Annotated in this window: 18 protein-coding genes; 7 read left to right on the top strand and 11 right to left on the bottom strand. The window is 74.0% G+C overall.

The genetic code is table 11. From position 1 onward, the window contains the following. Positions 1–101: 101 nt before the first annotated feature. Together ACTMSW_RS01735 and ACTMSW_RS01730 are read right to left on the bottom strand one after the other, a co-directional pair. Entirely contained in the window at positions 102–2,612 is a 2,511-nt protein-coding gene (locus tag ACTMSW_RS01735) for a bifunctional FO biosynthesis protein CofGH (RefSeq protein ID WP_441178628.1), read from the bottom strand. A 153-nt stretch (positions 2,613–2,765) separates the two neighbouring features. Then, positions 2,766–3,668, bottom strand: coding sequence for a hypothetical protein (locus tag ACTMSW_RS01730; protein ID WP_441178627.1), 903 nt, complete (start codon positions 3,666–3,668; stop codon positions 2,766–2,768). Between the two features lie 98 nt (positions 3,669–3,766). On the opposite strand from ACTMSW_RS01730, the gene cofD reads away from it, so the two are divergent. Both cofD and ACTMSW_RS01720 read left to right on the top strand, forming a co-directional pair. Beyond that, entirely contained in the window at positions 3,767–4,768 is a 1,002-nt protein-coding gene (gene cofD / locus ACTMSW_RS01725; protein ID WP_441178626.1) for a 2-phospho-L-lactate transferase, read from the top strand. Then, on the top strand, positions 4,765–5,853 hold the full coding sequence (locus ACTMSW_RS01720) for a coenzyme F420-0:L-glutamate ligase (protein ID WP_441178625.1): 1,089 nt from the start codon (positions 4,765–4,767) through the stop codon (positions 5,851–5,853). The genes cofD and ACTMSW_RS01720 overlap by 4 nt, the downstream gene beginning before the upstream one ends. 18 nt (positions 5,854–5,871) lie before the next feature. On the opposite strand, the gene ACTMSW_RS01715 is transcribed toward ACTMSW_RS01720, so the two are convergent. After that, positions 5,872–6,867 carry an ArsR/SmtB family transcription factor gene (locus tag ACTMSW_RS01715; protein ID WP_441178624.1) on the bottom strand — a complete coding sequence of 332 codons (996 nt, stop codon included), beginning with the start codon at positions 6,865–6,867 and terminating at the stop codon, positions 5,872–5,874. Positions 6,868–7,141: 274 nt separating this feature from the next. Continuing rightward, complete coding sequence (locus ACTMSW_RS01710; protein ID WP_441178623.1) at positions 7,142–8,176, bottom strand: hypothetical protein; 1,035 nt, start codon at positions 8,174–8,176, stop codon at positions 7,142–7,144. A 63-nt stretch (positions 8,177–8,239) separates the two neighbouring features. On the opposite strand from ACTMSW_RS01710, the gene ACTMSW_RS01705 reads away from it, so the two are divergent. Beyond that, positions 8,240–8,839: an NUDIX hydrolase gene (locus tag ACTMSW_RS01705; RefSeq protein WP_441179040.1), complete on the top strand. Its 600-nt coding sequence runs from the start codon at positions 8,240–8,242 to the stop codon at positions 8,837–8,839. On the opposite strand, the gene ACTMSW_RS01700 is transcribed toward ACTMSW_RS01705, so the two are convergent. Both ACTMSW_RS01700 and ACTMSW_RS01695 read right to left on the bottom strand, forming a co-directional pair. Beyond that, positions 8,808–9,899 carry a mannose-1-phosphate guanylyltransferase gene (locus tag ACTMSW_RS01700; protein ID WP_441178622.1) on the bottom strand — a complete coding sequence of 364 codons (1,092 nt, stop codon included), beginning with the start codon at positions 9,897–9,899 and terminating at the stop codon, positions 8,808–8,810. The two genes, ACTMSW_RS01705 and ACTMSW_RS01700, sit on opposite strands and share 32 nt — an antisense overlap. 59 nt (positions 9,900–9,958) lie before the next feature. Then, positions 9,959–11,104 (bottom strand): glycosyltransferase family 4 protein, encoded by a 1,146-nt coding sequence (locus ACTMSW_RS01695; protein ID WP_441178621.1) that lies wholly within the window; start codon positions 11,102–11,104, stop codon positions 9,959–9,961. 152 nt (positions 11,105–11,256) lie between these two features. Here ACTMSW_RS01695 and ACTMSW_RS01690 point away from each other — a divergent pair, with 152 nt between their 5' ends. Continuing rightward, positions 11,257–11,937, top strand: coding sequence for a TIGR03089 family protein (locus ACTMSW_RS01690; protein WP_441178620.1), 681 nt, complete (start codon positions 11,257–11,259; stop codon positions 11,935–11,937). A gap of 155 nt (positions 11,938–12,092) precedes the next feature. On the opposite strand, the gene ACTMSW_RS01685 is transcribed toward ACTMSW_RS01690, so the two are convergent. Together ACTMSW_RS01685 and ACTMSW_RS01680 are read right to left on the bottom strand one after the other, a co-directional pair. Further along, on the bottom strand, positions 12,093–14,081 hold the full coding sequence (locus ACTMSW_RS01685) for an acetoacetate--CoA ligase (RefSeq protein ID WP_441178619.1): 1,989 nt from the start codon (positions 14,079–14,081) through the stop codon (positions 12,093–12,095). Between the two features lie 211 nt (positions 14,082–14,292). After that, entirely contained in the window at positions 14,293–14,811 is a 519-nt protein-coding gene (locus ACTMSW_RS01680) for an acyl-CoA thioesterase (protein WP_441178618.1), read from the bottom strand. Between the two features lie 23 nt (positions 14,812–14,834). On the opposite strand from ACTMSW_RS01680, the gene ACTMSW_RS01675 reads away from it, so the two are divergent. Beyond that, complete coding sequence (locus ACTMSW_RS01675) at positions 14,835–15,491, top strand: hypothetical protein (RefSeq protein ID WP_441178617.1); 657 nt, start codon at positions 14,835–14,837, stop codon at positions 15,489–15,491. Between the two features lie 49 nt (positions 15,492–15,540). On the opposite strand, the gene ACTMSW_RS01670 is transcribed toward ACTMSW_RS01675, so the two are convergent. Continuing rightward, positions 15,541–16,704: an acyl-CoA dehydrogenase family protein gene (locus ACTMSW_RS01670; protein WP_441178616.1), complete on the bottom strand. Its 1,164-nt coding sequence runs from the start codon at positions 16,702–16,704 to the stop codon at positions 15,541–15,543. A 254-nt stretch (positions 16,705–16,958) separates the two neighbouring features. Here ACTMSW_RS01670 and ACTMSW_RS01665 point away from each other — a divergent pair, with 254 nt between their 5' ends. Both ACTMSW_RS01665 and ACTMSW_RS01660 read left to right on the top strand, forming a co-directional pair. Then, positions 16,959–18,386, top strand: coding sequence for a UDP-glucose dehydrogenase family protein (locus ACTMSW_RS01665; protein ID WP_441178615.1), 1,428 nt, complete (start codon positions 16,959–16,961; stop codon positions 18,384–18,386). A 171-nt stretch (positions 18,387–18,557) separates the two neighbouring features. Further along, complete coding sequence (locus ACTMSW_RS01660) at positions 18,558–23,501, top strand: SCO7613 C-terminal domain-containing membrane protein (protein ID WP_441178614.1); 4,944 nt, start codon at positions 18,558–18,560, stop codon at positions 23,499–23,501. Positions 23,502–23,904: 403 nt separating this feature from the next. Here the strand turns inward: ACTMSW_RS01660 and purE are convergent, their stop codons facing one another. Both purE and ACTMSW_RS01650 read right to left on the bottom strand, forming a co-directional pair. After that, complete coding sequence (gene purE / locus ACTMSW_RS01655) at positions 23,905–24,396, bottom strand: 5-(carboxyamino)imidazole ribonucleotide mutase (protein ID WP_441178613.1); 492 nt, start codon at positions 24,394–24,396, stop codon at positions 23,905–23,907. Further along, positions 24,393–25,574 (bottom strand): 5-(carboxyamino)imidazole ribonucleotide synthase, encoded by a 1,182-nt coding sequence (locus tag ACTMSW_RS01650; protein ID WP_441178612.1) that lies wholly within the window; start codon positions 25,572–25,574, stop codon positions 24,393–24,395. The genes purE and ACTMSW_RS01650 overlap by 4 nt, the downstream gene beginning before the upstream one ends. Positions 25,575–25,588: the final 14 nt, after the last annotated feature.

Here is a 25,588-nt window from a genome sequence, read left to right as displayed (position 1 = left end):
GGCTTCTTCTCGCCCGTCCCGCGAGGGACGCCGGCGGCGGTTCTCGCCGTAACCGCCGCCGGCACGCACTGGTACGGCCCGCGGCGGGGAAAGGTTCGACGCTACGCCGAGGCGTGACCGTACGCGGTCGTCCGCTTGCGCGCCGGACGCCCGGCGGCCGTCGCGATGGCGACCAACTGCTCCTCGGTACGGGCCGATCCGTTGCCCGATCCGGCCATCCGGGAGATGGTCTCCTCCATCAGCGTGCCGCCGAGGTCGTTGCAGCCGCCCTGGAGCATCGCGACCGTGCCCTCGTCGCCCAGCTTGACCCAGGAGCACTGAATGTTGTCGATCCGGCCGTGCAGCAGCAGCCGGGACATCGCGTGCACCACCCGGTTCTCCCGCCAGGTGGGTCCGGGGCGGGCGATGCCGGCCAGGTAGATCGGGGCGTTGGTGTGCACGAACGGCAGCGCCACGAACTCGGTGAACCCGCCGGTCCGGTCCTGCACGCCGGCCAGCACGCGGTAGTGGGCGAGCCACTGGCCCGGGTGGTCGACGTGGCCGTACATCATCGTGGAGCTGGACCGGATGCCCAGCTCGTGGGCCGTGCTCACCACCTCGACCCAGGCGGCGGCCGGCAGCTTGCCCTTGGTGAGCACCCAGCGCACGTCGTCGTCGAGGATCTCCGCGGCGGTACCCGGAATGGTGTCCAGGCCGGCCTCGCGCAGGCCGGTCAACCACTCGCGCACCGGTACGCCGGCCTTGGCGGCGGCGGTGACGATCTCCATCGGCGAGAACGCGTGCACGTGCATGGCCGGTACCCGCGCCTTGATCGCCCGAACCAGATCGGCGTAGACGGTGACCGGCAGCTTCGGGTCGATGCCGCCCTGGAGGCACACCTCGGTCGCACCGGCGGCCCACGCCTCCTGGGCGCGGTCGGCGACCTGGTCCACCGAGAGCCGGTACGCGTCGGCGTCCCGCTCCCGTTGGGCGAAGGCGCAGAACCGGCAGCCCACGTAGCAGACGTTGCTGAAGTTGATGTTGCGGTTGACCACGTACGTCACGTCGTCGCCGACGGTGTCCCGCCGGACGTCGTCGGCCAGGCGGCACAGCGCGTCCAGGGCCGGCCCGTCGGCGGCGAACAGCGCCAACGCCGCCGCCTCGTGCCGCGGCTCCAGCAACGCCGCCGGGTCGTCGGCGGCCAGCCGCAGCCCGGCGCGCAGGTCGTCCTCGCCCGCACCGGCGCTCACCCCGGCGCTGACCTTCCCGGCCACCTCCGACCAGTCACCGTAGACGTGGTCGAAGTCGCCGCGCCGGTCGTCGGTCCGCCCGGTCGTGTCGATCGTGGCGTGCAGGTCGGTCCGACCCCCGTACGTCTCGTCGGGCTCCTGCCACGGCCGGCCCACCGGGCGGACGTCCTCCACGGCGAGCCCGGTCTCCGGGTCGGCCAGGGCGGTGACGTGCGGCAGCAGGCGCGGGTCCAGCCACTCCTCGCCGGCGCGGACGTACTCCGGGTAGATCGTCAGCCGCTCCCGCAGGGTGAACCCGGCCTTCGCGGTGTGCGCGGCCAGCTCGTCGAGCTGCGGCCACGGGCGCTCCGGGTTCACGTGGTCCGGAGTCAGCGGGGAGACGCCGCCCCAGTCGTCGATGCCGGCACGCAGCAGCAGGTCGTACTCGCCCTCGATGAGGTTCGGCGGGGCCTGGATCCTGGCCTTCGGGCCGAGGAGCACCCGGGCCACCGCGACGGTCGCGGCCAGGTCGTGCAGCTCGGCGTCGGGCATGCCGCGCATCGCCGTGTCCGGCTTGGCCCGGAAGTTCTGCACGATCACCTCCTGGAGGTGGCCGTACTCGCGGTGCGCCCGGCGGATCGCGAAGATCGCGTCGACCCGCTCGGCCGGGGTCTCGCCGATGCCGATGAGAATGCCGGTGGTGAACGGCACGTTCACCCGGCCGGCGTCGTCGAGCACCCGCAGGCGGACCGCCGGCTCCTTGTCCGGCGAGCCGAAGTGCGGGCCGCCCGGCTCCGACCAGAGCCGGGTCGCCGTGGTCTCCAGCATCATGCCCATGCTCGGTGCGACCGGCTTGAGCCGCTGCAACTCCGCCCAGGAGAGCACCCCCGGGTTGAGGTGCGGCAGCAGCCCGGTCTCCTCCAGCACCGCCACCGCGCAGGCGCGCAGGTAGTCCAGCGTGGAGTCGTAGCCCCGCTCGTCGAGCCACCGCCGGGCCGCCGGCCAGCGCTCCTCCGGGCGGTCACCCAACGTGAACAGCGCCTCCTTGCAGCCCTGCGCGGCGCCGGCCCGGGCGATCGCCAGGACTTCGTCCTGCTCCAGGAAGGCGGCCGGCAGGCGGTGCGGCACCGTCGCGAAGGTGCAGTAGTGGCAGCGGTCGCGGCACAGCCGGGTGAGCGGGACGAAGACCTTCTTCGAGTACGTGACCACGCCCGGCCGCCCCGCCGCGAGCAGCCCGGCGTCCCGGATCGCCCCGGCGACCGCCAGCAGCTCGTCCAACGCCCCGTCCCGGGCGGCCAGCAGCGCGGTGGCCTCGTCGGCGTCCAGCGCCCGCCCGCTCGCGGCCCGGCGCAGGGCTCGCCGCACGCTCGCCTCGGTCGGGCCCGGCTCGGTGCGATCAACCATCCGCCCAGCCTATGCGCTCACCCGCCACACCCCACCCACCGCGACCCACCCCGTTGTGGATAGGCACTGTTTCACGGAAATGGTGGCTATCCGGGGCGGAATAGTCACTAATCCCGTGAAAGTGCGCGCGGGGCGGGGGCGGGTGGGGGCCGGTCAGCGGGGGTGGTTGGGGTCGTCGGGGTTGACGCGCTGGGTGCGGCCGGCTTCGTCCTCGCGGGGGTCGGCGGGTTGGCGCGGGATCGCCTGGGTGGGATCGGCCGACGGCGGCGGGCCGAACGGCGGCGCCGGGTTGGCCGGCGGCGGGCCGAACGGCGGGGCCGGGTTGGCCGGCGGCGGAGTGAACGGCGGCACGGGGTTGCCCGTCGGGCCGGGCTGCGGGACGCCCGGGTAGGGCTGGCCGTACTGGCTTCCCGGCCAACCGGGCTGGCCGGGAGCCGGGTACGCACCGGGCTGGCCCGGCACCGGGGGGCCGCCGTGCTGACCCGGGGCCGACGGTCCGCCGGGCTGGCCGGGGACGGACCAGCCGGACCCCGCCGGCCAGCCCGGGTGCGGCTGGCCGTACACGCCGGGCTGCGGCTTGGGCTTCGGCACGTGGTACCGGGTGCGCCAGATCGTGTACACCGCCCACGCGGCCACCGCGAGCACCGCGAGCCAGGCGAGGCGCACCAGCAGACCGAGGAAGGCGTCCAGCGCCTCCCCCTCGGCGAGCCGGCCGAACGTCCAGATCAGGAAGGTCAGTGCGCCGAGCCCGGCGCTGGCCGCGTACTCACCGAGGGCCACCTGGGTGATCAGTTTCGCCCGGGGAACCACCGGGCGCACGTGCGTGGCCAGCAGCACCGCCAGCAGCGGCAGCACCACCGCCTCGATCCCGACGAACGCGAAGAAGGCGGCGCCGGCCCGGCCGGTGAAGGTGCCGTACCGGCTGGTCAGGAGCAGCTGGAGCAGCCCGACGAAGAGGAACACCGCGTTCGCGCCGAGGAGCACGAGCGCGGCGGGCTCGCGCAGCGGACTGGTCAGGTGCCGCGCGTCGGTCGACGCGGGGTCGGGGCTGGTCACGAACTCCCCCTCGGGCGTGGGCGGACGGTTGCCGACGTGAGCCTAGTCTCCCGGGACACCGGCGGACCGGAGGCGACGCGTGCGCGAGGATGGTCGGCATGCACATCGTGGTTCTGACGGGTGGCATCGGGGGCGCCCGGTTCCTGCTTGGCGTCCGGGCGTACGCCCGGGAGGTCGGCGCCGAGGTGACCGCCGTGGTGAACGTCGGCGACGACCTGCACCTGCACGGGCTCAAGGTCTGCCCCGACCTGGACAGCGTCATGTACACCCTGGGCGGCGGGGCCGACCCGGAACGGGGCTGGGGACGCGCCGGGGAGAGCTGGACCGTCAAGGAGGAGCTGGCCGCGTACGGGGCGGAGCCGACCTGGTTCGGCCTCGGGGACAAGGACGTCGCCACGCATCTGGTCCGCACCACGATGCTCAACGCCGGCTACCCCCTGTCCCAGGTCACCGAGGCGTTGGCGACGCGCTGGCAGCCCGGCGTACGCCTGCTGCCGGCGACCGACGACCGGCTGGAGACCCACGTGGTGGTGAGCGGGAGGAGTGAGCTTGCGAGCCCCGCAGTCGCGAACGGCGCCGGCGCAGCCGATGTCGACGGCGGCCAGCGGGCGATCCACTTCCAGGAGTGGTGGGTGCGGTACCGCGCGGAGATTCCCACCCACCGGTTCGTCTTCGTCGGCGCGGAGACGGCGAAGCCGGCTCCCGGGGTGGCCGAGGCGATCGCCGGGGCCGACGTGGTGCTGATCGCCCCGAGCAACCCGGTGGTGAGCGTCGCGCCGATCCTGGCGGTGCCGGGCCTGCGCGAGGCGGTCGCGGACGGCGGCGCCCCGGTGGTGGGCGTGTCGCCGATCATCGGTTCGGCGCCCGTGCGCGGCATGGCCGACCGGTGCCTGTCGGTGCTCGGCGTCGAGTGCAGCGCGGCCGGTGTGGGCCGGCTCTACGGCGGCCGGCCGGCCGGCGGCCTGCTGGACGGCTGGCTGGTGGCCGAGGAGGACGCGGGCGCGGTGGTGCCCGAGGTGACCGTCCGGGCGGTGCCGCTGCGGATGACCGACGAGGCGGCGACGGTGGCGATGGTCCGTGCCGCGATGGAGCTGACGTGAGGCTGGAGATCCTGCCGGTGCCGGGCATCGGCCACGTGTCCGAGGGCGACGACCTGGTTGCCATGATCGCCGGTGCCGCGCCGTGGCTGCGCGACCTCGACGTGCTGGTGGTCACCAGCAAGATCGTCTCGAAGGCGGAGGGGCGGCTGGTCGACGTGCCCGCCGACGGTCCGGAGCGGCTCGCCGCACGGGACGAGGTGCTGGCCGCCGAGACCACGCGGGTGGTGGCCAGCCGGGGCGCGACCCGCATCGTGCAGACCCGTCACGGGTTCGTGATGGCGTCCGCCGGCATCGACGCGTCGAACGTGGACAAGACCCGGTTGGTGCTGCTTCCGGAGGACCCGGACGCGTCGGCGCGGGCGCTGCGCGCCGGCCTGCGGGAGCGCTTCGGCGTGGACGTGGCGGTGATCGTGACCGACACCATGGGCCGGCCGTGGCGCAACGGGCTCACCGACGTGGCGCTCGGGGTGGCCGGGATGGACGCCATCCGTGACCACCGGGGTGAGATCGACCCGTACGGCAACGAGCTCGAGCTGACCCAGATGGCCGTGGTCGACGAGCTGGCCGCCGCCGGTGAGCTGATCAAGGGCAAGTGTGACCAGGTGCCGGTCGCGGTGGTGCGCGGCTACCTGCGGGCGACCCGGCCGGACGACGGCCCGGGCGCGCGGGTGCTGGTCCGCGACGCGGAGCTGGACCTGTTCTCCCTCGGCACCGCCGAGGCGCGGGCCGCCGGGCTGAACGCCGCCGCCACCCTGCCCGAGGGACCCGTCGGCACCCGGCCGGACCCGGAGGCGGTCACCCGGGCGATCGCCGCGGTGAGCCGGGCGGTCACGCCCGGCACGGTCTTCGCCCCGGTCACCGACGAGGGCGTACGCGCCGCGCTGGTCGCCACCGTGCCCGGCTGGCCGGCGCAGGCCACGGCCCTGGTGCTCGGGTCGCCGGCCACGCCGGTCGAGCCCTTCGACCTGGTCCGGTTCGGCGCCGACGTGCACCGCCTGCGGACGGCCCTGGCCGCCGAGGGCGTCCCCTCCGTCCTCCTCCCCCCGCCGCCGGGCACCACCGCCGTCGCCGCGCTGGCCCTCTGAGCGGGCGGAACGGGCCCGTCAGGCGTCGAGGACCGCGCGGCCCAACGGGGTCAGGGTGTGCAGCATCGTGTTGCGGTCGCGCTGGCTGACCAGCAGGCCGGCGTTGCGGAGCACGGTCGTGTGCTGGCTCGCCGCCGCGGCCGAGATGCGCAGCCGGCGGGCGATCTCACCGGTGGTGCAGCCCTCGTCGCTCGCCTCCAGCACGCCCGCCCGCGTGCGACCGACCAGTGCCGCGAGCGCCTCCCGGCCGGCCGGCGCGGTGGGCCGGCCGCCGGCGGTGGGGGTCAGGTCACCCAGCCGGTCGACCGGATAGACCAGGACCGGAGGCAGCGCCGGGTCGAGCAGCGCCACCGGCGTACGCGCGCAGAAGAACGACGGCACCAGCAGCAGTCCCCGCCCGTCCAGGTGCAGCTCCCGGCTGCGCGGGTAGTCGTGGACCTCCAGCACACCGGATTCCCAACGCACGGCCGGCTTCAGGCTGGCGAGCAGTCCCTCGACACCGCCGTCGAGCAGGGCGCGGGCGCGCCGGGCCCGGTCGGCGCCCACCGCCGCCTGGATCCGTTCCCAGTACGGGCCGACCGCCAGCGCGTGGTACTCCGCCATGGCGTCGGTCAGGTGACGCAACGCGCCGGGCTCACCCCGGGACAGCGAACCGGCACCGTCCGGCAGCCCGCCACCGGCGGCGAGCAGCGACAGGTCCCGGCGCAGCAGCGACACGGGCGTGCTGCGGACGGCCTCCATGCCGGCCTCGAACCCGCCGAGGCTCTCGTACGGGGTGAGGAAGTCGGGGAAGTAGCCGCGCGGCGGGTTGAGGGCCATCAGCAGGCGCAGCCCGGTGGAACGGCTCTGGCTGTGCAGGACCCGGGTCACACCGCGTCGCCACCCCGCCAGCAGGGGGTCCCGACTGCGGCCCGGCAGCAGGTGCAGGCTGAGGACCAGTTCCCAGACCGGATCCGCCGCCGGCGCCACCCGGGTCCGGAGGATGTCCGCACCGGAAAAGTGGATCTTCAGCATAGGCGCTCCCGTGCCACGGGCGGAGGGGTTCGCCCGACGGCCGTTCGACTGTACCGGGCGGTAATTTCCTCCATCTTTAAGCGTGAGCTGAAAGACCTCGACGCCCCCGGGCCGGACTCGGCATGCTTCCCCTGCCCACCGGGACCGACGCCCCAGCTGCGTACGGCCCCGGGGCCCCGGGGGCGGGGGGATCGGCGTCCGGGTGGCACCACGAGGGTCCGCGGCTTCTCTTCCGCGGAGGTGCCACCCGGTCGCCGGTCCGCGCCGGGCCGGCTCAGCCCACCCAGAGCGCGACCCGGTGGTCCTCGTCCGTGACGTAGAAGCAGCTCCCGTCCAGCTCCGCCAGGCCCTCCACGTGGTGGAACGGGGCCAGATCGGCCACCAGCTCACCCCGGACGAGGTGCCCCGCACCGGGCGCCGGGAACCGCACGTGCCGGGACGCCACGTCCCCGCCGGCCGGGTGGTCCTCCAACAGCACCGACCCCTTGCCCAGCGCGTCGATCGACCCCACGATCGCCGCGTACCCGCCGTCCGGGGTGGGAGCCATCGCGCGGAGGCCGGTCAGCACGCCCGGCGGGGTCACCCCGGTCAGGACGTACGCCCCCAGCGCGTCCGGCCAGACCGGTGTGGCGTCGAACATGCCCGGTACGCCGGCCAACTCGACGAGGATCGGCTCGCCGTCGGCCGTGACCGGGAACCGCAGCCCGAGCAGCACCGTGCCGGCCGGGGTGAACGCCGCCGCCTCGATGTTCAGGGGCAGGTCGTCGAGGACCAGCCTGCTCACCCAGCCCTTGGACCGGGCGGTGCCCCGGCTGACGGTCTCGCCGATGAACCGCGTCCGGACCCGGTCGCCCGGCGGCAGCGGCGTGAACGGGGCCTTCAGCAGGGCGTCGTTGACCGCCCGGTGGATCCGGAACCGGTTGCGCACCACCTGCACCGGCACCCGGCCGGTCGCGGCGTCGTCCTCCCTGAACCGGGCGACGAAGGCCCGGCGCGGGCGCAGCGGTCCGGCCTTGGACCCGAAGTGGGACCCGAAGACGTACACCCAGCCGTCGTGGTGGGCGAGCGCCTCGCCGTCCTCGGTCCGGCCGTTCTCACCCCCGGCGTCCGCGACGACGTGGTGGGCGACCCACCGGTCGTCGTCCTGCTCGAGCAGCAGGGCGAGGCAGCGCTCGACCGGCCCCTCGTCCAGCACCGTCCAGAAACCACGCCGGGCGCCGTACGCGCGCAGCAGCTCCGCCGACCGTACCGGCAGCAGATCACTGGCCTCGTTGCCGGCCACCACGAATTCGAGCAGTCGCAGGGTCACCCGCCCAGCCTAGAAAGGCGCCGCACGTACAGTATCGGCGTGCCAGACGAAAGGAAGGGCCCCCTGTTAACGCCTGGAGTTGTAGAAGGGCCCCCTCTTAACGTCGAACTGCACGCCGACGCCCTCGCCGTGCTGCGCGGCTGGACGCCCACCTCACCGGAGGCGGCCACGGCCCGCGACCGCACCCTGGATCTGCTGGCCGCCGGGCCGTTGGCGATGAGCCGGGAGCACCGCGCCGGCCACGTCACCGCCAGCGCGCTGGTCCTCGACGCCACCGGCACCCGGGTGCTGCTGTGCCTGCACGGCAAGTTCCACCGGTGGGTGCAGCTCGGCGGGCACTGCGAGCCGGGCGACCGTACGCTGGCCGGCGCCGCCCTCCGAGAGGCGACCGAGGAGTCCGGCATCGCCGGCCTGCGGATCGACCCGGTGCCGATCGACGTCGACATCCACGCGGTGGGCTGCCAGGGCGGCTCGTTCCACCACGACGTGCGCTTCGCCGTCCTCGCCCCGCCCGGCGCGGTCGGCGCGGTCAGCGACGAGTCCGAGGACCTGGGCTGGTTCCCGCCCGACCGGCTGCCGGAACCGCTGGCCGGCGGGACCACGAAGCTGATCCCACCAGCCCTGGCGGCACTCAGACGAGCCCCTCTTCGCCCCGTTCCTTGAGCTCGTCGACGATCTTCTTGACGTCCTGGGCGCGGTCACGCGGGCACACCAGCAGCGCGTCGGGGGTGTCCACCACGATGAGGTCGCGGACCCCGATCGTGGCCACCAGCCGCCCCGACTGCGGCACCACCACCAGGTCGTGGCTGTCCCGCAGCAGCACGCCCGGCTTGCCGTCGACACCGAGCACCACGTTGCCGTGATCGTCCGCGGGCAGCACCTCACCGAGGGTGTGGAAGTCGCCGACGTCGTTCCAGCCGAAGTCGCCCGGTACGGTCGCCACCCGGCCGGCGGTCGCCGCGCCCTCCATCACCGCGTAGTCGACGGAGATCTTCGGCAGGGTCGGCCAGACCGTGCCGAGCACGTCGTCCTGCTCCTCGGTGCCCCACGCCGCGGCGATCGCCACGATGCCGGCGTGCAGGGCCGGCTGCTGGCGCGCCAGCTCGGCGAGGAAGACGTCGACCCGCCAGACGAACATGCTGGCGTTCCAGAGGTGCCGCCCCGAGCGGACGTACGTGTCGGCGACGTCGGCGCTCGGCTTCTCCTTGAACTCGGCGACCGGCCGCAGCGGGCCGTCGCCGCTCGGCTCACCGGTCTCCAGGTAGCCGTAGCCGGTCTCGGCACGGGTGGGGGTGATACCGACCGTCATCAACAGGCCCTGTTCGGCGCCCCGGACGGCCTCCCGTACGACCTCCCGCCAGCGCTCCGGGTCACCGATCAGATGGTCGGCCGCGAAGGAGCCCATGACCGCCTGCGGGTCCCGCTGTGCGATGACCGCCGCGGCCAGCGCGATCGCCGCGCAGGAGTCCCGGGGCGACGGCTCGACCAGGAAGTTCTCCTCTGGGAGCCCGGTCAGCTGACGCGCCACCGCCGCGACGTGCGCAGCTCCGGTGACCACCAGCGTGCGCTCGGGTGTGGCCAGCGGGCCCAACCGCTCCACCGTCGCCTGGAGCAGTGAGGCGGCCGAGCCGGTGAGCGGGTGGAGGAACTTGGGGTGGCCCGCGCGGGACAACGGCCACAACCTCGTGCCGCTGCCGCCCGCCGGGATGACGGCGTAAATCACCCGCACATCATGCCCGACCCTCCTGGGAGGCAGGCCCCGGTCAGCTCCCGCAACGCCGCTCAGGCGCGGGCCCGGGTCCAGGCGGCGATGTGCACCTCGGCGCTGGACTCCCAGGTGAACTCCTTCGCCCGGTGGAAACCGGCCTTCGCGAGGGTCAGGCGGCGCTGCTCGTCGTCGAGCAGTGCCACCAGGTCCGTCGCGATCTGGTCGGGTGCCTCGCTGGTGTACGCCACCGCGTCGCCGCCCACCTCGGGCAGCGACAGGCGGGGCGTGGTCAGCACCGGCGCGGCGCACGCCATCGCCTCGAGGATCGGCAGGCCGAAGCCCTCACCGTAGGACGGGTACGCGGCGACGAGTGCCCCACCGAGGAAGCCGGGCAGGTCGGCGTAGCGCAGGTAGCCGGGGCGCAGCAGACGCAGGTGCGACGGGACCTCCGCCACCGCCCGGTCGATGTCGTCGTCGTGGCCCTGGCCACCGGCGATCACCAGCGCCGGCGGGTCCTCCCGCTCGGCCACCGCGCGGGCCCAGCCCCGGATCAGGTTGGGGACGTTCTTGCGCGGCTCCTTCGCACCGAGGAAGGCCACGTAGCTGGAGCCGCCGAGCCCCAGCCGGGCGCGTACCCGCGCCTTCTCCTCCTCGCTCGGAGCGTGGAAGGCGGTGTGGTCGACACCGTGGTAGGCCACGTCGATCTTGGTCGGGTCGGCGTCGAGCAGCCGGATCAGCTCGTCCCGGGTGGCCTTGCTGGGCACGATCACCCGGTCGGCCCGGCGCAGCGACGTCTTGATCGCGCTGCGGAAGAAGGTGCGCCGCGACTTGTCGTAGTGCTCCGGCTCGGTGAAGAAGGTCGCGTCGTGCACGGTCACCGTGACCGGGCAACCGGCGCGCAGCGGGCACGTGTAGAAGGGCGAGTGGAGCACCTGGGCGCCGACCTGCTGGGCGAGCAACGGCAGGCCGGTCTGCTCCCAGGCGAGCCGGGCGGGACGGTGCGCCACGGCGGCCGGGGCGGGGATGATCTCGGCGCCCGGCAGCATCCGGGTGTAGCGCTCCAGGTCGGTGCGGAGGCTGACGACGGCCAGCTCCACTCCTGACCCGCACACCTTGCCGAGGGCGCCGAGCAGGCCGTCGACGTATCGACCGACACCGCCACGGTCGGCGGGGACACTCGTGGCGTCGATGAGCACGCGGGGCGGGCGACCGGCGGTCACGGGGCGACTCCTTGAACTGGCGGGTCTGTGGGGAACAACACTCCTGAGCAAGCCTACGCCGCAGCCCCCGGGAGGCGGTGACTGCGACCCGACGGTACGCCGTCTTGTCGCTGTCATCTCCTACGGCTGGCGGAGGCGTATCGTTCGCGCCGATGGCCGAGAACATTGCCCGGGTCTTCGCCGACGCGATCGCGCCCGACCCCACCCGACCGTTGCTGACGTGGTACGACGACGCCACCGGTGAGCGGACCGAGCTGTCCGGCGCAACGCTGGCGAACTGGGTGTCCAAGACCGCCAACCTGCTCGTGGACGAGCTGGGCCTCGGTGCCGGCGACACCGTCGGCGTGCTGCTCCCACCGCACTGGCAGACCGCGGCGGTGCTGCTCGGCTGCTGGTCGGCGGGGCTGACGGTGGCGGAGACGCCGGGCGAGGTGGACGTGCTCTTCGCCGCCGCCGACCGGGTGGGCCAGGCGGAGGCGTGGTCGGCCGGGGACCGGTACGCCCTCGCCCTCGACCCGTTCGCGCTGCCCATGCGGCAGGTGCCGCCGGGCTTCGCCGACTACGTGCTGGAGGTCCGCGCGCACGGCGACCACTTCACCCCGTACGCCTCCGGAGGTGAAGACCTGGTGGAACGCGCGCGGCGACGCGCGGACGACCTCGGCCTCGCCCCCGGCGACCGCGTCCTGGTCGACGCGGCGGCACATCCCGACCCGCTCGACTGGCTCCTGGCCCCCCTTGCCACCGCCGCGACGGTGGTCCTCTGCGCCAACCTCGACCCGACCCGCCTCCCCACCCGGACCGAGACCGAAAAAGTCACCCGAACCCTGCCCTAACCTCCGCCCCGCCCCGCCCGCGCCCCGGCCGTCGCCCTCGCCCTCGCCCTCGCACTTTCGGTCGCTGTTATGGCGTGAAATGCGGCTTCTGCCCCGACGGAACGTGCAAGATCGCGGGAGCCGGGAGCCGGGAGCCGAGGGCCGGGAGCCGGGGGTCAGGCTGGGGTGGGGTTGTCGGTCGGGGTGCGGCGTTGGGCGAAGGTGGCGAAGGCCGTGAGGGACTCGGGGTTGGCCAGCGCGCCCTTGGCCGCCGCCGAGTCGACCGGGGTACCCGTCAGGATCTTCTTCACCGGGACCTCCAGCTTCTTCGACGAGAGAGTACGCGGGACCGCCCGCACCTGGTGGATCTCGTCCGGGACGTGGCGCGGCGACAGGGCGGTACGCAGCTCCCGGCAGATCTTGCGCCGCAGGTCGTCGTCCAGGTCCCGCCCCTCGGCGAGCACCACGAACAGCAGCAGTTCGCCGGCGCCGCCCTCGTCGTCCTCCAGGTGCACCACGACGGAGTCGACGACCTCGTCCATACCCTCCACCACGGAGTAGAACTCGGCGGTGCCCAGCCGTACGCCGCCCCGGTTGAGGGTGGCGTCGGAGCGGCCGGTGATCACACAGCCGCCCCGGGAGTTGATCGTGATCCAGTCGCCGTGCCGCCAGACGCCCGGGTACACGTCGAAGTACGCCTCCCGGTAGCGGCTGCCGTCGACGTCGTTCCAGAACCCGACCGGCATGCTCGGCATCGGCTCGGTGATCACCAGCTCGCCCAATTCGCCGATGACCGGGGTGCCGTCGGCCGAGCGGGCCTCCACCTTCGCGCCCAGCGCCCGGCAGGTGATCTCACCGGCGTGCACCGGCAGCAGCGGCACCCCGCCGACGAAACCGGTGCAGACGTCGGTACCGCCGGACAGCGACTGGAGCTGGAGGCGGTCACCGACCGTCTCGTACACCCAGATGAAGCCCTCGGCCGGCAGCGGCGCGCCGGTCGAGCCGAGCCCGCGCAGCGCGGACAGGTCGGCGATCTCCCTCGGGACCAGCCCGGCCTTGCGGCAGGCCAGCAGGAACGGCGCGGAGGTGCCGAGGTACGTGGTGCCGGTCTCCTCCGCGAGCCGCCACAGCGCGCCCAGGTCCGGGTGGCCCGGGTTGCCGTCGAAGAGGACGATGCTCGCACCCACGGCCGGCCCGGAGACCAGGAAGTTCCACATCATCCAGCCGGTCGTGGTGAACCAGAAGAACCGGTCGGCCGAGCCCAGGTCGTGGTGCAGGGCGAGCATCTTCAGGTGTTCCAGCAGGATGCCGCCGTGGCCGTGCACGATCGGCTTGGGCAGCCCGGTGGTGCCCGAGGAGTAGAGCACGTACAGCGGGTGGTCGAAGGAGACCGGGGTGAAGGTCAGCGGCTCGTCGGTGTCCCCGGCCAGATCGCCCCAGGCCACCGCCCCCGGCGGCGGAGGGCCGGCCGGGTCCAGGTACGCGATCCCGACCGTGTGCTGCAGCGACGGCAGGGCCGCCCGGATCGCGACCACCTCGCCCCGGCGGTCCACCGGCTTGTCGCCGTAGCGGTAACCGTCGACCGCGACCAGCACCTTCGGTGCGATCTGCTGCCAGCGGTCGGTGACGCTGCGGGTGCCGAACTCCGGCGCGCAGGACGAGAAGATCGCGCCCAGGCTGCTGGTGGCCAGCAGCAGCACGTACGTCTCGGGGATGTTCGGCGCGTACGCGGCCACCCGGTCGCCGGCGGTGACGCCCAGCCGGCGCAGACCGGCCGCCACCCGGCGGACCTGCTCGCGCAGCTCGGCGGCGGTGAGGGTGGCCGGGGGGCGGGTCTGGCCGTGCGCGATCACCACCGGGTCGTCGTCGGCGCGGCCCGGCATCCGCAGCACGTTCTCCGCGTAGTTGAGGGTGGCGCCGGGGAACCAGCGGGCACCGGGCATGCCGCGGTCGGCCAGGGTGGCCGTGGGCGGGGTGTGCGCCACCACCTCGAAGTGGTCCCAGATCGAGCGCCAGAACGCGTCGAGGTCGGTGACCGACCAGCGCCACAGCTCGTCGTAGTCGGCGAAGTCCAGCCCCCGGTGCTCCCGCAGCCAGCTCAGGTAGTCACCGATCCGCGACCGCTGGAGTACGTCCGCCGGCGGCGTCCACAGCACGTCACCCACTGCTCCACCCTCCCTCGCGCCCCGTCACGACACTGTGCCTGGGCCGTGGCGCCATCTTGCCCTACCTGGAAGCGCCATTCTCCGCAGCGGGTGCCGCGCGGGGGGCGTGTGCGGCCCACACGCCCACCCGTCGGTCTGTGTGGGTCGAGGTGTAAGGAAGGGCCCCTTGTTAACGCCTGGCGTTAACAAGGGGCCCTTCCTTACACCCGCGTCAGCCGGCCCGGTGCGCCTGGATGGCGCGGCGCCGGGCGAGCCGGTGGGCGCGGCGGATCTCGGCCTCCCGGAAGCGTCGCTCGTCCTCCGGGGTCTCCGGCAGCACCGGCCGGATCGTCCGCGGGGCGCCGCCCACGTCGACGCCGACGAAGACGAGGTACGCGGTAGCCACCCGCACCGGCTGGGTCTCGGCCGAGTCCCAGCGTTCGGCCACCACCCGTACCCCGACCTCCATGGACGTCTGTCCGGTCCAGTTCACCTGGGCGTGCGCGTGCACCAGGTCGCCGACCCGGACCGCCTCGGAGAAGACGATCTCGTCGATCGCCGCGGTGACCGCGGTGCCCCCGCTGTGCCGGGCCGCCGCCGCGCCCGCCACGTCGTCGACGAACTTCATCAGGACCCCGCCGTGCACGGTGCCGTAGAGGTTCACGTCGACGGCGGTCATGATGCGGCTCAGCGTCACCCGGGAGTACGCGGTCGGCTTGCCGGGCGGTGTGGTCGAGGGGTGCTCGGTCATGTCGGAAAAGGTACGGTGCGCGGATGCGTCATCTCTGGAGCTTCCTCGCCGGTGTGGTGGTGGCACCCGTCACATGGGTGCTGGTCACCCTCGGGCAGGACGGGTCGGCCCGGACCGTCGACCGATGGGTGGAGATCGGAAAGTACAACTCTGCGAACCTGATCGAACCGGCCGTGTGGCTCGCCGTCGGCGGCGTCCTGCTCGGTCTGGCCGGCACACTGCGCACCTCGCCGCTCGGCCCGCTGGTGGCCGGGCTGCTGCTCGTCATCCCGTACGTGGGGATGTTCGTCGCGCCGTTCGACACGCGCGACCGCATCCCGGACGACTGGGAGGTGCTGGGGGACCCCCTGCCCCTGCGCCTGCCGGTGGAGAACGGCACGCTGTTCCTGATCGGCGTGATGCTGCTGATGGCCACGTTCAGCGCGCAGCGCTGGCAGCGGTGGCCCCGGCCCGTGACCGAGGCGGAGCTGACCTCGGCCACCGGCCCGGAGCGGCAGGACTTCACCCTCACCGACTGGCCGCCGGCCGACCAGGCCGAGCGGGACACCGCGCCGCTGACCCTGGGTTACCCCGACCAGACCCCGCCCGAGCCGCTGCCGCGGCGCACCGGCGGCGAATCGCCCTGGTCCGCTCCGCCGCGCAGCCCGCACCGACCGGAGGACACCACCGAGATCCGTTGATCCGTTGATCCGCGCGGGCGGGCCGGGAGACCGGCCCGCCCCCGAACGGTCAGCCCTTGAGCAGCTGGCGGGCCATGACGATCCGCTGCACCTGGTTGGTGCCCTCGTAGATCTGCGTGATCTTGGCGTCCCGCATCATCCGCTCGACCGGGTAGTCCCGGGTGTAGCCGTAACCGCCGAGCAGCTGCACCGCGTCGGTGGTGATCTCCATGGCGGCGTCCGAGGCGTAGCACTTGGCCGCCGCGCCGAAGTAGGTCAGGTCGGCGTCGCCGCGCTCGGACCTGCCGGCCGCCGCGTACGTCAGCTGTCGGGCCGCCTCCAGCTTCATGCCCATGTCGGCGAGCATGAACTGGATGCCCTGGAACTCGGCGACGGCCTTGCCGAACTGCCGGCGCTCCTGCACGTACGCCTTCGCGTAGTCGAGCGCGCCCTGCGCGATGCCGACGGCCTGCGCGGCGATGGTGACCCGGGTGTGGTCCAGGGTCTGCATGGCCGTGGCGAAGCCGGTGCCCTCCGCGCCGATCATCCGGTCCGCCGGGATCCGGACGTTGTCGAGGTAGACCTCGCGGGTCGGCGACCCCTTGATGCCGAGCTTCTTCTCCGGCGCACCGAAGCTGACACCGGCGTCGGACTTCTCCACCACGAAGGCCGAGATGCCCCGGGACCGCGCGGACGGGTCGGTCACGGCGAAGACGGTGTAGAACTCGGACACCCCGGCGTTGGTGATCCAGCGCTTCACGCCGTTGAGCACCCAGTGGTCGCCGTCGCGGACCGCGCGGGTGGTCATCGACGCCGCGTCGCTGCCCGCCTCCGGCTCGGACAGGCAGTACGAGAACATGGCGTCACCGGAGGCCACCCGGGTCAGGTACTTCTGCTTCAGCTCCTCCGAGCCGGCCAGCAGCAGCGGCATGGTGCCGAGCTTGTTGACCGCCGGGATCAGCGAGGACGAGGCGCAGGCGCGCGCCACCTCCTCGATCACGATCGCCGTGGCCAGGGCGTCCGCCCCCGCGCCCCCGTACTCGACGGGAATGTGCGGGGCGTGGAAGTCGGCGGCCCGCAGGGCGTCGTACGACGCCTTCGGGAACTCGCCGGTCTCGTCCGCCTCGGCGGCGTGCGGAGCCACCTTGGCCGCACAGATCTCACGGACCGCCTCCCGGATCGCCTCGTGCTCCTCGGGCATCCGGTAGACGTCGAACGACTGCTCTGCGGCCATGTCGGCCCCTCCCCTTCACCGCTATCATGCGCAGGTCTGTAGCGTGAACTGACCGCCGACCACGCAAACTGAAGGATAGCGACCACAGTTCAGGCGATGTTACCGCCGCGTAGGCCCGGTGATCGACGACCACCGACGCCGCTCGGTGACCATGTGAAGAAGCACACCACCACCCCCACCCCGGTGCCCCGCCAGGCGCCGCAGCAGAATGCGACACGAGAATGCGGTCGCCAGTGCGAGCGGAGAAGACAGGCGTGACGATCCCGTACCCCAACACCCAGCCGACGCCCGCCATCGCGGCGGTCACGCCCCCCTCGGGCGCCGCCCGGCCCCGGGTGACCTTCCTGGGCACCGGCTACCTCGGCGCGACGTACGCCATCTGCTACGCCGAGCTGGGCTACGAGGTCCTCGGTTTCGACGTGGACGCCGAGAAGATCGCCATGCTGAACGCGGGCGAGGTGCCGATCCACGAGCCGGGCCTCGACGAGCTGCTCAAGCGCAACCTGGCCGCCGGCCGGCTGCGGTTCAGTACCGACATCGCCGAGACCGCCGACTTCGGCGACGTGCACTTCATCTGCGTCGGCACCCCGCAGCGGGCCGACGGCATGGGCGCCGACCTGTCGTACGTCGAGGCGTCCGTCACCAGCCTCGCCCAGCACCTGAACCGCAAGGCCCTCATCGTCGGCAAGTCGACCGTGCCGGTGGGCACCGCCGAGTGGGTGGAGCAGCTGGTCAGCAAGCACACCCCGACCGACCTGGGCGTCGAGGTGGCGTGGAGCCCGGAGTTCCTCCAGGAGGGCTTCGCCGTCGACGACGTGCTGCGCCCCAACCGGATCGTGGTGGGCGTCAAGAGCGAGTGGGCCAACGGCATGCTCTACGCCGCCCACAAGGGCGTCTTCGACCTGGCCGCCACGGAGGACCGGGAGGTCCCGCTGGTGGTCACCGACTTCGCCACCGCCGAGCTGGTCAAGGTCGCCGCGAACGCGTTCCTGGCCACCAAGATCTCCTTCATCAACGCGATGGCCGAGGTCTGCGAGGCCTCCGGCGGTGACGTCACCCACCTGGCCCGCGCGATCGGCTTCGACCCGCGCATCGGCAACCGTTTCCTCCAGGCCGGGCTCGGCTTCGGCGGCGCCTGCCTGCCGAAGGACATCCGGGCGTTCCAGGCCCGGGCGCAGGAGCTGGGCGCCGGCGAGGCGCTGCGCTTCCTGCACGAGGTCGACCTGATCAACCTGCGCCGCCGGACCCGGGTGGTCCAGCTCGCCGCGGAACTGCTCGGCCGCCGGTCCGGGCCCGCCGGTCCGGACCTCTCCGGCACCCGCATCGCGGTCCTGGGCGCGACCTTCAAGCCCAACACCGACGACGTACGCGACGCGCCCGCGCTCGCCGTCGCCGCGCTGCTGCGCAAGGCCGGCGCCGACGTGCACGTCTACGACCCGCAGGGCATGGAGCGGGCCCGCGCGGTGGCGCCCGAGCTGACCTACGAGCCGGGGATCAACGAGGCCGTCACCGGAGCGGACCTGGTCTGCGTGCTCACCGAGTGGGCCGACTTCCGCAACGCCGACCCGGTCGTCCTCGGCGAACTGGCCGCCGGCCGCAAGGTGGTCGACGGCCGCAACTGCCTCGACTCGGCACTGTGGACGCAGGCCGGCTGGGAGTACCGCGGCATGGGTCGCCCCTGACGGCGGACACCTGACGTCACCGACGGCCGGTCGCGGAGCACCCTCCGCGGCCGGCCGTTCGGCGTACGCGCCGACGATCTTTCCACCGGACCCGCCGACAACTGTCGAAATCCGCGCCCACATTGGGCATGCTGCGACAGTGGGAGTCCACAGTGCGGGTGGAGGGCAGTCGTGGCGACGTTCAAGTGCTCCTCGTGCGGCCGGGAGATCAAGCCGGCCGCCAACTGCCCGCACTGCGGTGCCCACCAGCCACAGTGGCTGGAACACCTGGCGGAGATCGAGCGCTCGATCGCGGAGATGAAGGCCCGGGAGGCCGCCATCGCCAGCGAGCAGCGTCAGCTCGCCGTCAAGATGCAGGCCGCCCTGTTCCAGCGGGACATCCTCGCGCACGCCGGTGAGGAACGCGTCAAGCAGGCCACCCGTCCCCGCCGGGTGCTGCGCCGCCGCCCCGGCCGGCGCCCGCCGACGGCCGCCACCGGCGCCCCACCCCGGGTTCCCCGCCAGGGCACCGCCGCCGGCCCGGACGACCCGCCCCCACCGCCGTCCCAGACCGCCACCTGGCTGACCGCGGACGACCCGGAGCACCCGCCGGAGGCGTCGTCGCGGGAGGTGCAGAACATCCCGCTCGGCCTCGGCGCGCTGCTCCTCGGCGTCGCCGCGGTGGTCTTCGCCGCGGTGGCCACCAGCTCGATGGACGCGCTGGCCCGGCTGGGCATCCTGCTGCTCGCCACGGCGCTGCTCCTGCTCGTCCCGCCGGTACTGGCCCGACGCGGCCTGACCTCCACCGCCGAGACCATCTCCACCGTCGGCCTGCTGCTGGTGCCGCTGGCCGGGTACGCGCTCTGGGCCGTGGACACGATCGGCGGGGGCGACGCGTCGGGCGCGGTCTTCGCCAGCATGATCTTCGCGGTCACCGCCGGCGTGTCGTTCGCGTACGCCCTCTGGACCGGCCTGCGCGCGCCCCGCTTCGCGGCCGTGATCGCCGCCCAGCCGGTGCTGCCGCTGCTGGCGTACGACCGGGTGAGCGGGCCGGGCGGCTGGGCGCTGGTGCTGACCGCGGTCGCCGTACTGGACCTGTGGTTGGCCCGGTCCCCGGTCACCGTGGAACGGCCGGGACGCCGGGACGTGCCGGACGGTGCGACCACGTCCACCACCGCCGTGCCCCCCGCCGGCCCGGACGGGGCCGACGGATCGACGACCGCGCCACGGCAGCGCCGGGGCGAGGGCCGGCCGGAGGCCGCGCCGGAGGAGGCCGGGGAGGTCCTCGGCGGCACCGACGGGGAGGAGAAGCCGCTCGCGGTCCGTCCGGTGCCGTGGCTCGCCGAGCTGACCATCGCGCTGCACGGGGTGGCGGTGGTGCTCGCCCTCGCGTACGCCGTCTCCGCGCTGCTGCGCGCGACCACCGTGCCGGGCGCGACCGGCGCCGGGCTGGTGCTGGTGCTGGCGGCCGCGGTGGGCCTGGCCGGGGCGCTGGGCGTGCGCCGGCCCCCGCTGCCCGACGTCGGCGCGGCGGTCCTCACGCTGGCCGTGATCGGCGCGCTGAGCCGGATCGCCTCGGTCGCGCTGCCGGGCCGGTCGCTGCTGGCGATCGCGGCGGTCATCACGCTCACCGGGCTTGCCGTGCGAGCGGTCCCGGAGGCGGCCCGGCGTGGCCCCCAGTTCGCCTCGGCGATCGCCCTCACCGTCAGCGGCGTGGTGGTGGCCGGTGGGGCCCTGCGGGCCGGCGTCGCCCCGGTGCGCGCCGCCCTGCCGGCCTGGGCCGCTGATCTGGACCGGTACCCGGCCGAGCTGGCGGCGGCGGTCGGTCCGACGACCTGGCAGCTCGCCGCGAGCGCGTTCCTGCTGACCGTCGCGGCGGTACTGGCACTGCCGCCGGAGATCCGCCGCGAGTTCGCGGTGGCCGGTGCGGCGCTGACCGCGCTGTCCGTGCCGGCGTCCCTCGGTCTCGGCTGGGCGGCGGCGCCGTGGCCCATGGTGCTCACCGCCATCGGCATCGGTGCGGCCGGCCTGTCAGCCCGGACCGGGCGGGCCGCCGTGGCGCACGCCGTCGGCGCCGCGGTGGTGGGCCTGTTCGGAGCGGGCGCCGGGCTGAGCAGGCCCGCGCTCACCACCGCCGTCCTGCTCGCCCTCTTCGTCGCCGGTGCACTGGTGGCGGTGGCCCCGCGGATCCGGCTGGCCCCGTCCACCGCCGACACCGTCTCCGCGTGGGCGGCCGGCGGCGCCGCGTTCGCACTGCCCGGCGCGGTGGCCGCCTTCGTGGCCGCCACCGTGCCGTCCGACCCGACGCCCACCCCCGCCAGCCTCCGCGAGGTCACCGTCCCGGTGCTGGCGGCGAGCTTCCTGGCGGTCTGCGTCACGCTCGGGTACGCCGCCCTCGTGCAGGTGTCCGAGCGGCGCATCCCGGCACCGTTGGCGGTGGGCACCGGCCTGGGCGCGCTCGTGGTCGCGGCGGCCGGCTTCGGCGCTCCCGGCGCGACCGCCGCCGACGCCTGGGTGAGCGCTCTGCTGCTGGTCGCGGGTGCCCTGCTCCTCCTCGCGCCGAACATCGACGCCGGACGCCGGTCGGACCTGACGCTGGACGGTTCGGACCTGGCCACCGCGGCGGTGACCACCGCCCTCATCGCGACGATGGTGCGGATCACCGCCGTTCTCGCCCCCGGCGGTCAGCTCGTCGTCGCGGCCGGGCTGGTGCTGGTGGTGGCCGTGGCCGCCCGAGCGATGCCGGTCCAGTGGCGGCGCGGCCCGATTCTCGGCATCGCCATCGGTGGCGTGCTGATCGGGGTGCTCGCCGGCTGGTCGGCCCTGCGCGGCGGGTTCGGCGTGCTGGCCACGCCGGGGCCGATCTGGGCCGGTGACCTGAGCGAGTGGCCGGCCGCGCCGACCGGCGGTTCGACGTGGCAGGGACCCGTCGCCCTGGTCCTGCTCGCCGTGGCCGCGGCGATCCTGCTGCCGCCACCCTGGCGGTACGACGTGTCGGGCGGGGCTGCCGCCCTGGCCACCGTGGGCACGGCGGCGGCGTTCGACCTTCCCTGGTGGTCACCCGTCCTGGTGGGCGCCGCCGTGGCCACCGGGTACGGCATGGCGGCGGTGGCCTCGGTGGATCCCCGCGCCGCGCTGTCCCGGGCCGTGGTGGCCGGTGTGGTCGCGCTGCACGCGGCCGGCGCCGGCCTGGTCCGCCCGTGGACCACGGCGCTGGCGCTGGGCAGCATCGCGCTGATCGGCGTCGTGGTGGCCGCTCTGGCCCGGTCCTTCGCCGGACCGCTGGTGGACGACATCGACGCCGAGGGGATGCCGCCGCACCTCGCCCTGATCGGCGGGGCCGCCACGGCGGCCGCACTGCTCGCGCTCCCCGGTGCGGTGGCCGCCCTGGCCGCCGAGTTCGGCCGTACGCCGCAGGTCGTGGTGACCGCCGCGCTGGCCGCGTCCAGCCTGGGCCTGGCCGGGGTGGCCGCCGTCCGGCGACAGGTGCCGCAGTACCTCCCCTGGGCGAGCGCGGCGATCGTCGGCGGGGCCTCGGTGAGCGCCCTCGCGGCGGTCCCCACCGGCCTCCCCGTGGGGGTGTACGCCGCCGCCGCGGCCCTGCTCGGCGTGCTCGCCGAGTTGGTGCGCGGTGCCACCGAGCCGCCCGCCGGCGCGGCGCAGCCGGTGCGTCGCTGGTCGGTGCTGCTCGACGGGGCACTGCGCCGCACGGACACCGGCGCCCGTCGCTGGCGGTTCAGCCCGGCCGCCGGTGCGCTCGCCGCCGCGAGTGTGCCGACCCTGCTGGCGCTGGTCTCCATCGCGCCGCCGCTGTTCGTGGCGCTGGTGGAGCCGCACCGCACCCTGTCCCGGATCTGGCAGGGGCCGCCGCCGGAACTGCTCACCCCGCCGCCCGGTGCGGTCAACGCCACCCACGTGCTGACCGCGCTGCTGCTGACGGCGACCGCCGCCCTGGCCGCCGTGGGCTTCAGCGGTGGCCGGCGGTCCCGAGCGGTGCCGGTGATCCTGCCCGGCGCGGCGGTCACCCTGCTGATCACGCCGATCGCGCTGGGTCAGGGGTGGCCGGGGAGCAGCCTCGCGGCACTCGCCGTGTTCACCCTCTCGATGCTGGGCTTGGCGCTGACGCCACCCCCGGCGCTGGTCGAGCGGGCCCGCTCGCTGCGGCTGGCCCGGGTGCTGGTCTTCGTGATCGGGCTGGCCGCCGGGGGCGCCGGCCTATCCGGTTCCCTCGCCACCCGGGAGCTGACACTGTTCACCCTGGGCGGCGCGGTCGGGGTCGGCACGGTGGCGGCACTGTTCGGCACCACCCAGCGGGCGCGCATCCTGGGCTGGCTCTTCGCCTCCCTGATGGCGCAGCTCTTCGTCCTCACCGCCGGCCTCGTCGCCGGTCTCGCCGCCGTCTGGTCGGCATTCGGTGTGCTCGCCGTGGGCGCGGCCCTCCAGGTGTTCGCCGCGACCCTTCCCCGGTTGCGCCGTCCGGAGGCGCAGCGTGAGGCGGCCACCGTCGAGTGGAGCGGGTACGCCGCCGCGCTCATCGCGCTGGCGCTGGCATTCGACTCGCCCCGGCACATCGCGGCGCTGCTGGCCGCCTGGGGTGCGGTGCTCGGGGTGGCGGCGAGCCGCCCGGGTCGACGGCCGGTGGAGCGGCGCATCCTGTTCTGGGCCGTCGTCGTCTGCGAGATCACCGCCTGGTGGATCCTGATGCGGGTGGCCGACGTGGCGCTGCCCGAGGCGTACACGCTGCCGTTCGCAGCCCTCGCCCTGCTCGTCGGCGTACTGGAGCTGCGCCAGCGGCCCGACCTGAACAGCTGGGTGGCGTACGGGCCGGCCCTGGTCGCGGCGTTCGTGCCCACTCTGGCCATCGTCCTGGCCACCGAGTCCAGCACGCTGCGTCAGGTCCTTCTGCTGCTCGGGGCGGTGGCCGTACTGGTCTTCGGCTCGATGAGCCAGCAGCAGGCCCCCGTGATCGTCGGCGCCACCGTCACCGCGATCGCCGCCGTCCACGCCCTGTTCAGTCTGGGGCCGTGGCTCGCCCTGATCCCGGTCGGTCTCCTGCTGCTGGTCCTCGGCGCCAGCAACGAACGGCGCCGCCGGACCCAGGAGCGCCTCCAGACGGCGCTGCGCGGGATGCGGTGATCGCTGCGCCGGCTTGCGGTGAGCGCTGCGCCGGCATGTGGTGAACGCTCGCCCACCCATGATCGATCACCGTCGGTGACAACCCACCGCAACCCTGCATGCCATCTCCGCTACTTTGCTCTGCACCCCGATTGGCGCCAGTGACGGTGCGTAATACCGGCAGCCCCGTCTCTCCGAGAACGATTTCAAGGAGACACAGGTCAAGGGACTGGTGCGTGGAGGGGTGCAGAGCAAAGTGGCGAAGCCGTTGCCCGACCCCCGGCGGGATCCGTCACGGTGAGTGACGGATCCCTGACGTGACTCCCCGTAGCCGGAAAAGGGGGCGGTCCCGCGGCCCCCGCCGATGAGGTGGAGCGACGGCCCCCGAGTCCGCGCCGACCCCCGGCCGGCTTGCCGGCCTCGCTCAGGCCAGGGAAGCGCGCAGCGCGGCGTCCTTCTCGGCCACCAACTGCTCCAGGTCGGCCTGGTAGGCCGCCATCCGGTCGAGCAGGTCCCGGTCGCTGGCCCCGAGGATCCGGACGGCGAGCAGGCCGGCGTTGCGGGCGTTGCCGATCGACACGGTGGCCACCGGCACGCCGGCCGGCATCTGCACGATCGAGAGCAGCGAGTCCATGCCGTCGAGGTGCTTGAGCGGCACCGGTACGCCGATCACCGGCAGCGGCGTCACCGAGGCGACCATGCCGGGCAGCGCGGCGGCACCGCCCGCACCGGCGATGATCACCTTGAGGCCCCGGTCGGCGGCGGCACGCCCGTACTCGATCATCTTGACCGGGGTGCGGTGCGCGGAGACGACCTCGACCTCGTACGGGATCCCGAACTCGCCGAGCACGTCGGCGGCGGCCTTCATGGTTGGCCAGTCCGAGTCACTTCCCATGATCAGTCCGACGGTGCTCACTCGTGTCCCTCCCGCAGCCAGCGGGCGGCCCGTGCGGCCCGCGTCCGTATCTGGTCCAGGTCGTCGCCGAGCACGGTCACGTGCCCGATCTTGCGGCCGGGGCGTACCTGCTTGCCGTAGAGGTGCACCTTCGCGCCCGGCTCCGCCGCGAACAGGTGGTGCAGCCGCTCGTCGAGCGAGATCCCGCCCGGCTCGCCGCCGAGCACGTTCGCCATCACCACGGCCGGTGCGGCCAGCGAGGTGTCCCCCATCGGGTAGTCGAGCACCGCCCGCAGATGCTGTTCGAACTGGGAGGTGCGGGCACCCTCGATGGTCCAGTGCCCCGAGTTGTGGGGGCGCATGGCCAGCTCGTTGACCACGACGCGGGCACCACCGGGGACGGCCGGGTCGGCGACCTCGAACAGCTCCACGGCCAGCAGGCCCACCACACCGAGCGCGGTCGCCAGGTCGATCGCGAGCTGCTGCGCGGCGACCGCCAGCTCCTCCGGCAGGCCCGGCGCCGGGGCGAGCACCTCGACACAGATGCCGTCACGCTGCACCGTCTCCACCACCGGGTACACGGCGACCTGCCCGAACGGTGAGCGGGCCACCTGCACGGCCAGTTCCCGGCGCAGCGCCACCCGCTCCTCGACGATCAGGGAGGTGCCGCCGGCGAGCAGGGTGGCCGCCAGCTCCGCGGCCTGCGCCGCGTCGGCGACCATCCAGACGCCGCGGCCGTCGTAGCCGCCCCGGGCCGCCTTCAGCACCACCGGCCAGCCCACCTCGTCCCCGAAGGTCACCAGGTCCGCCGGTGCCGTCACCGGACGCCACGCGGGGTTCGGGGCACCCAGCTCACCGAGACGCTCCCGCATGACCCGCTTGTCCTGCGCGTGCAGCAGGGCGTCGGCCGGCGGGAAGACCTTCACCCCCTCGGCGGCCAGCGTGCGGATGTGCTCGGTCGGGACGTGCTCGTGGTCGAAGGTGACCACGTCACAGCCCTTCGCGAAGGTGCGCAGCGCGGCGAGGTCGGTGTGGTCGCCGTACTGGACGTCGGCCGCGACGAGCGCGGCTCCGTCGTCCGGGGCGAGCGCGAGCACGCGCAGCGACTGGCCGAGGGCGATCGCGGACTGGTGGGTCATCCGGGCGAGCTGGCCGCCGCCCACCATGCCGACAACAGGCAGACCGGTACGGGAATCCATAGCGGCGCCAGCCT

Source organism: Micromonospora sp. BQ11 (genome assembly GCF_052068135.1).
GTDB lineage: Bacteria > Actinomycetota > Actinomycetes > Mycobacteriales > Micromonosporaceae > Micromonospora.
Note: the sequence above shows the minus strand (reverse complement) of the source record. Positions and strands in the feature narration are given on the sequence as shown.

Coding starts and splice junctions, on each gene's coding strand:
- ACTMSW_RS01735 (WP_441178628.1), bottom strand. CDS start 2,612: ATGGTTGATCGCACCGAGCCGGGCCCGACCGAGGCGAGCGTGCGGCGA.
- cofD (WP_441178626.1), top strand. CDS start 3,767: ATGCACATCGTGGTTCTGACGGGTGGCATCGGGGGCGCCCGGTTCCTG.
- ACTMSW_RS01715 (WP_441178624.1), bottom strand. CDS start 6,867: ATGCTGAAGATCCACTTTTCCGGTGCGGACATCCTCCGGACCCGGGTG.
- ACTMSW_RS01690 (WP_441178620.1), top strand. CDS start 11,257: ATGGCCGAGAACATTGCCCGGGTCTTCGCCGACGCGATCGCGCCCGAC.
- ACTMSW_RS01680 (WP_441178618.1), bottom strand. CDS start 14,811: ATGACCGAGCACCCCTCGACCACACCGCCCGGCAAGCCGACCGCGTAC.
- ACTMSW_RS01675 (WP_441178617.1), top strand. CDS start 14,835: ATGCGTCATCTCTGGAGCTTCCTCGCCGGTGTGGTGGTGGCACCCGTC.
- ACTMSW_RS01670 (WP_441178616.1), bottom strand. CDS start 16,704: ATGGCCGCAGAGCAGTCGTTCGACGTCTACCGGATGCCCGAGGAGCAC.
- ACTMSW_RS01650 (WP_441178612.1), bottom strand. CDS start 25,574: ATGGATTCCCGTACCGGTCTGCCTGTTGTCGGCATGGTGGGCGGCGGC.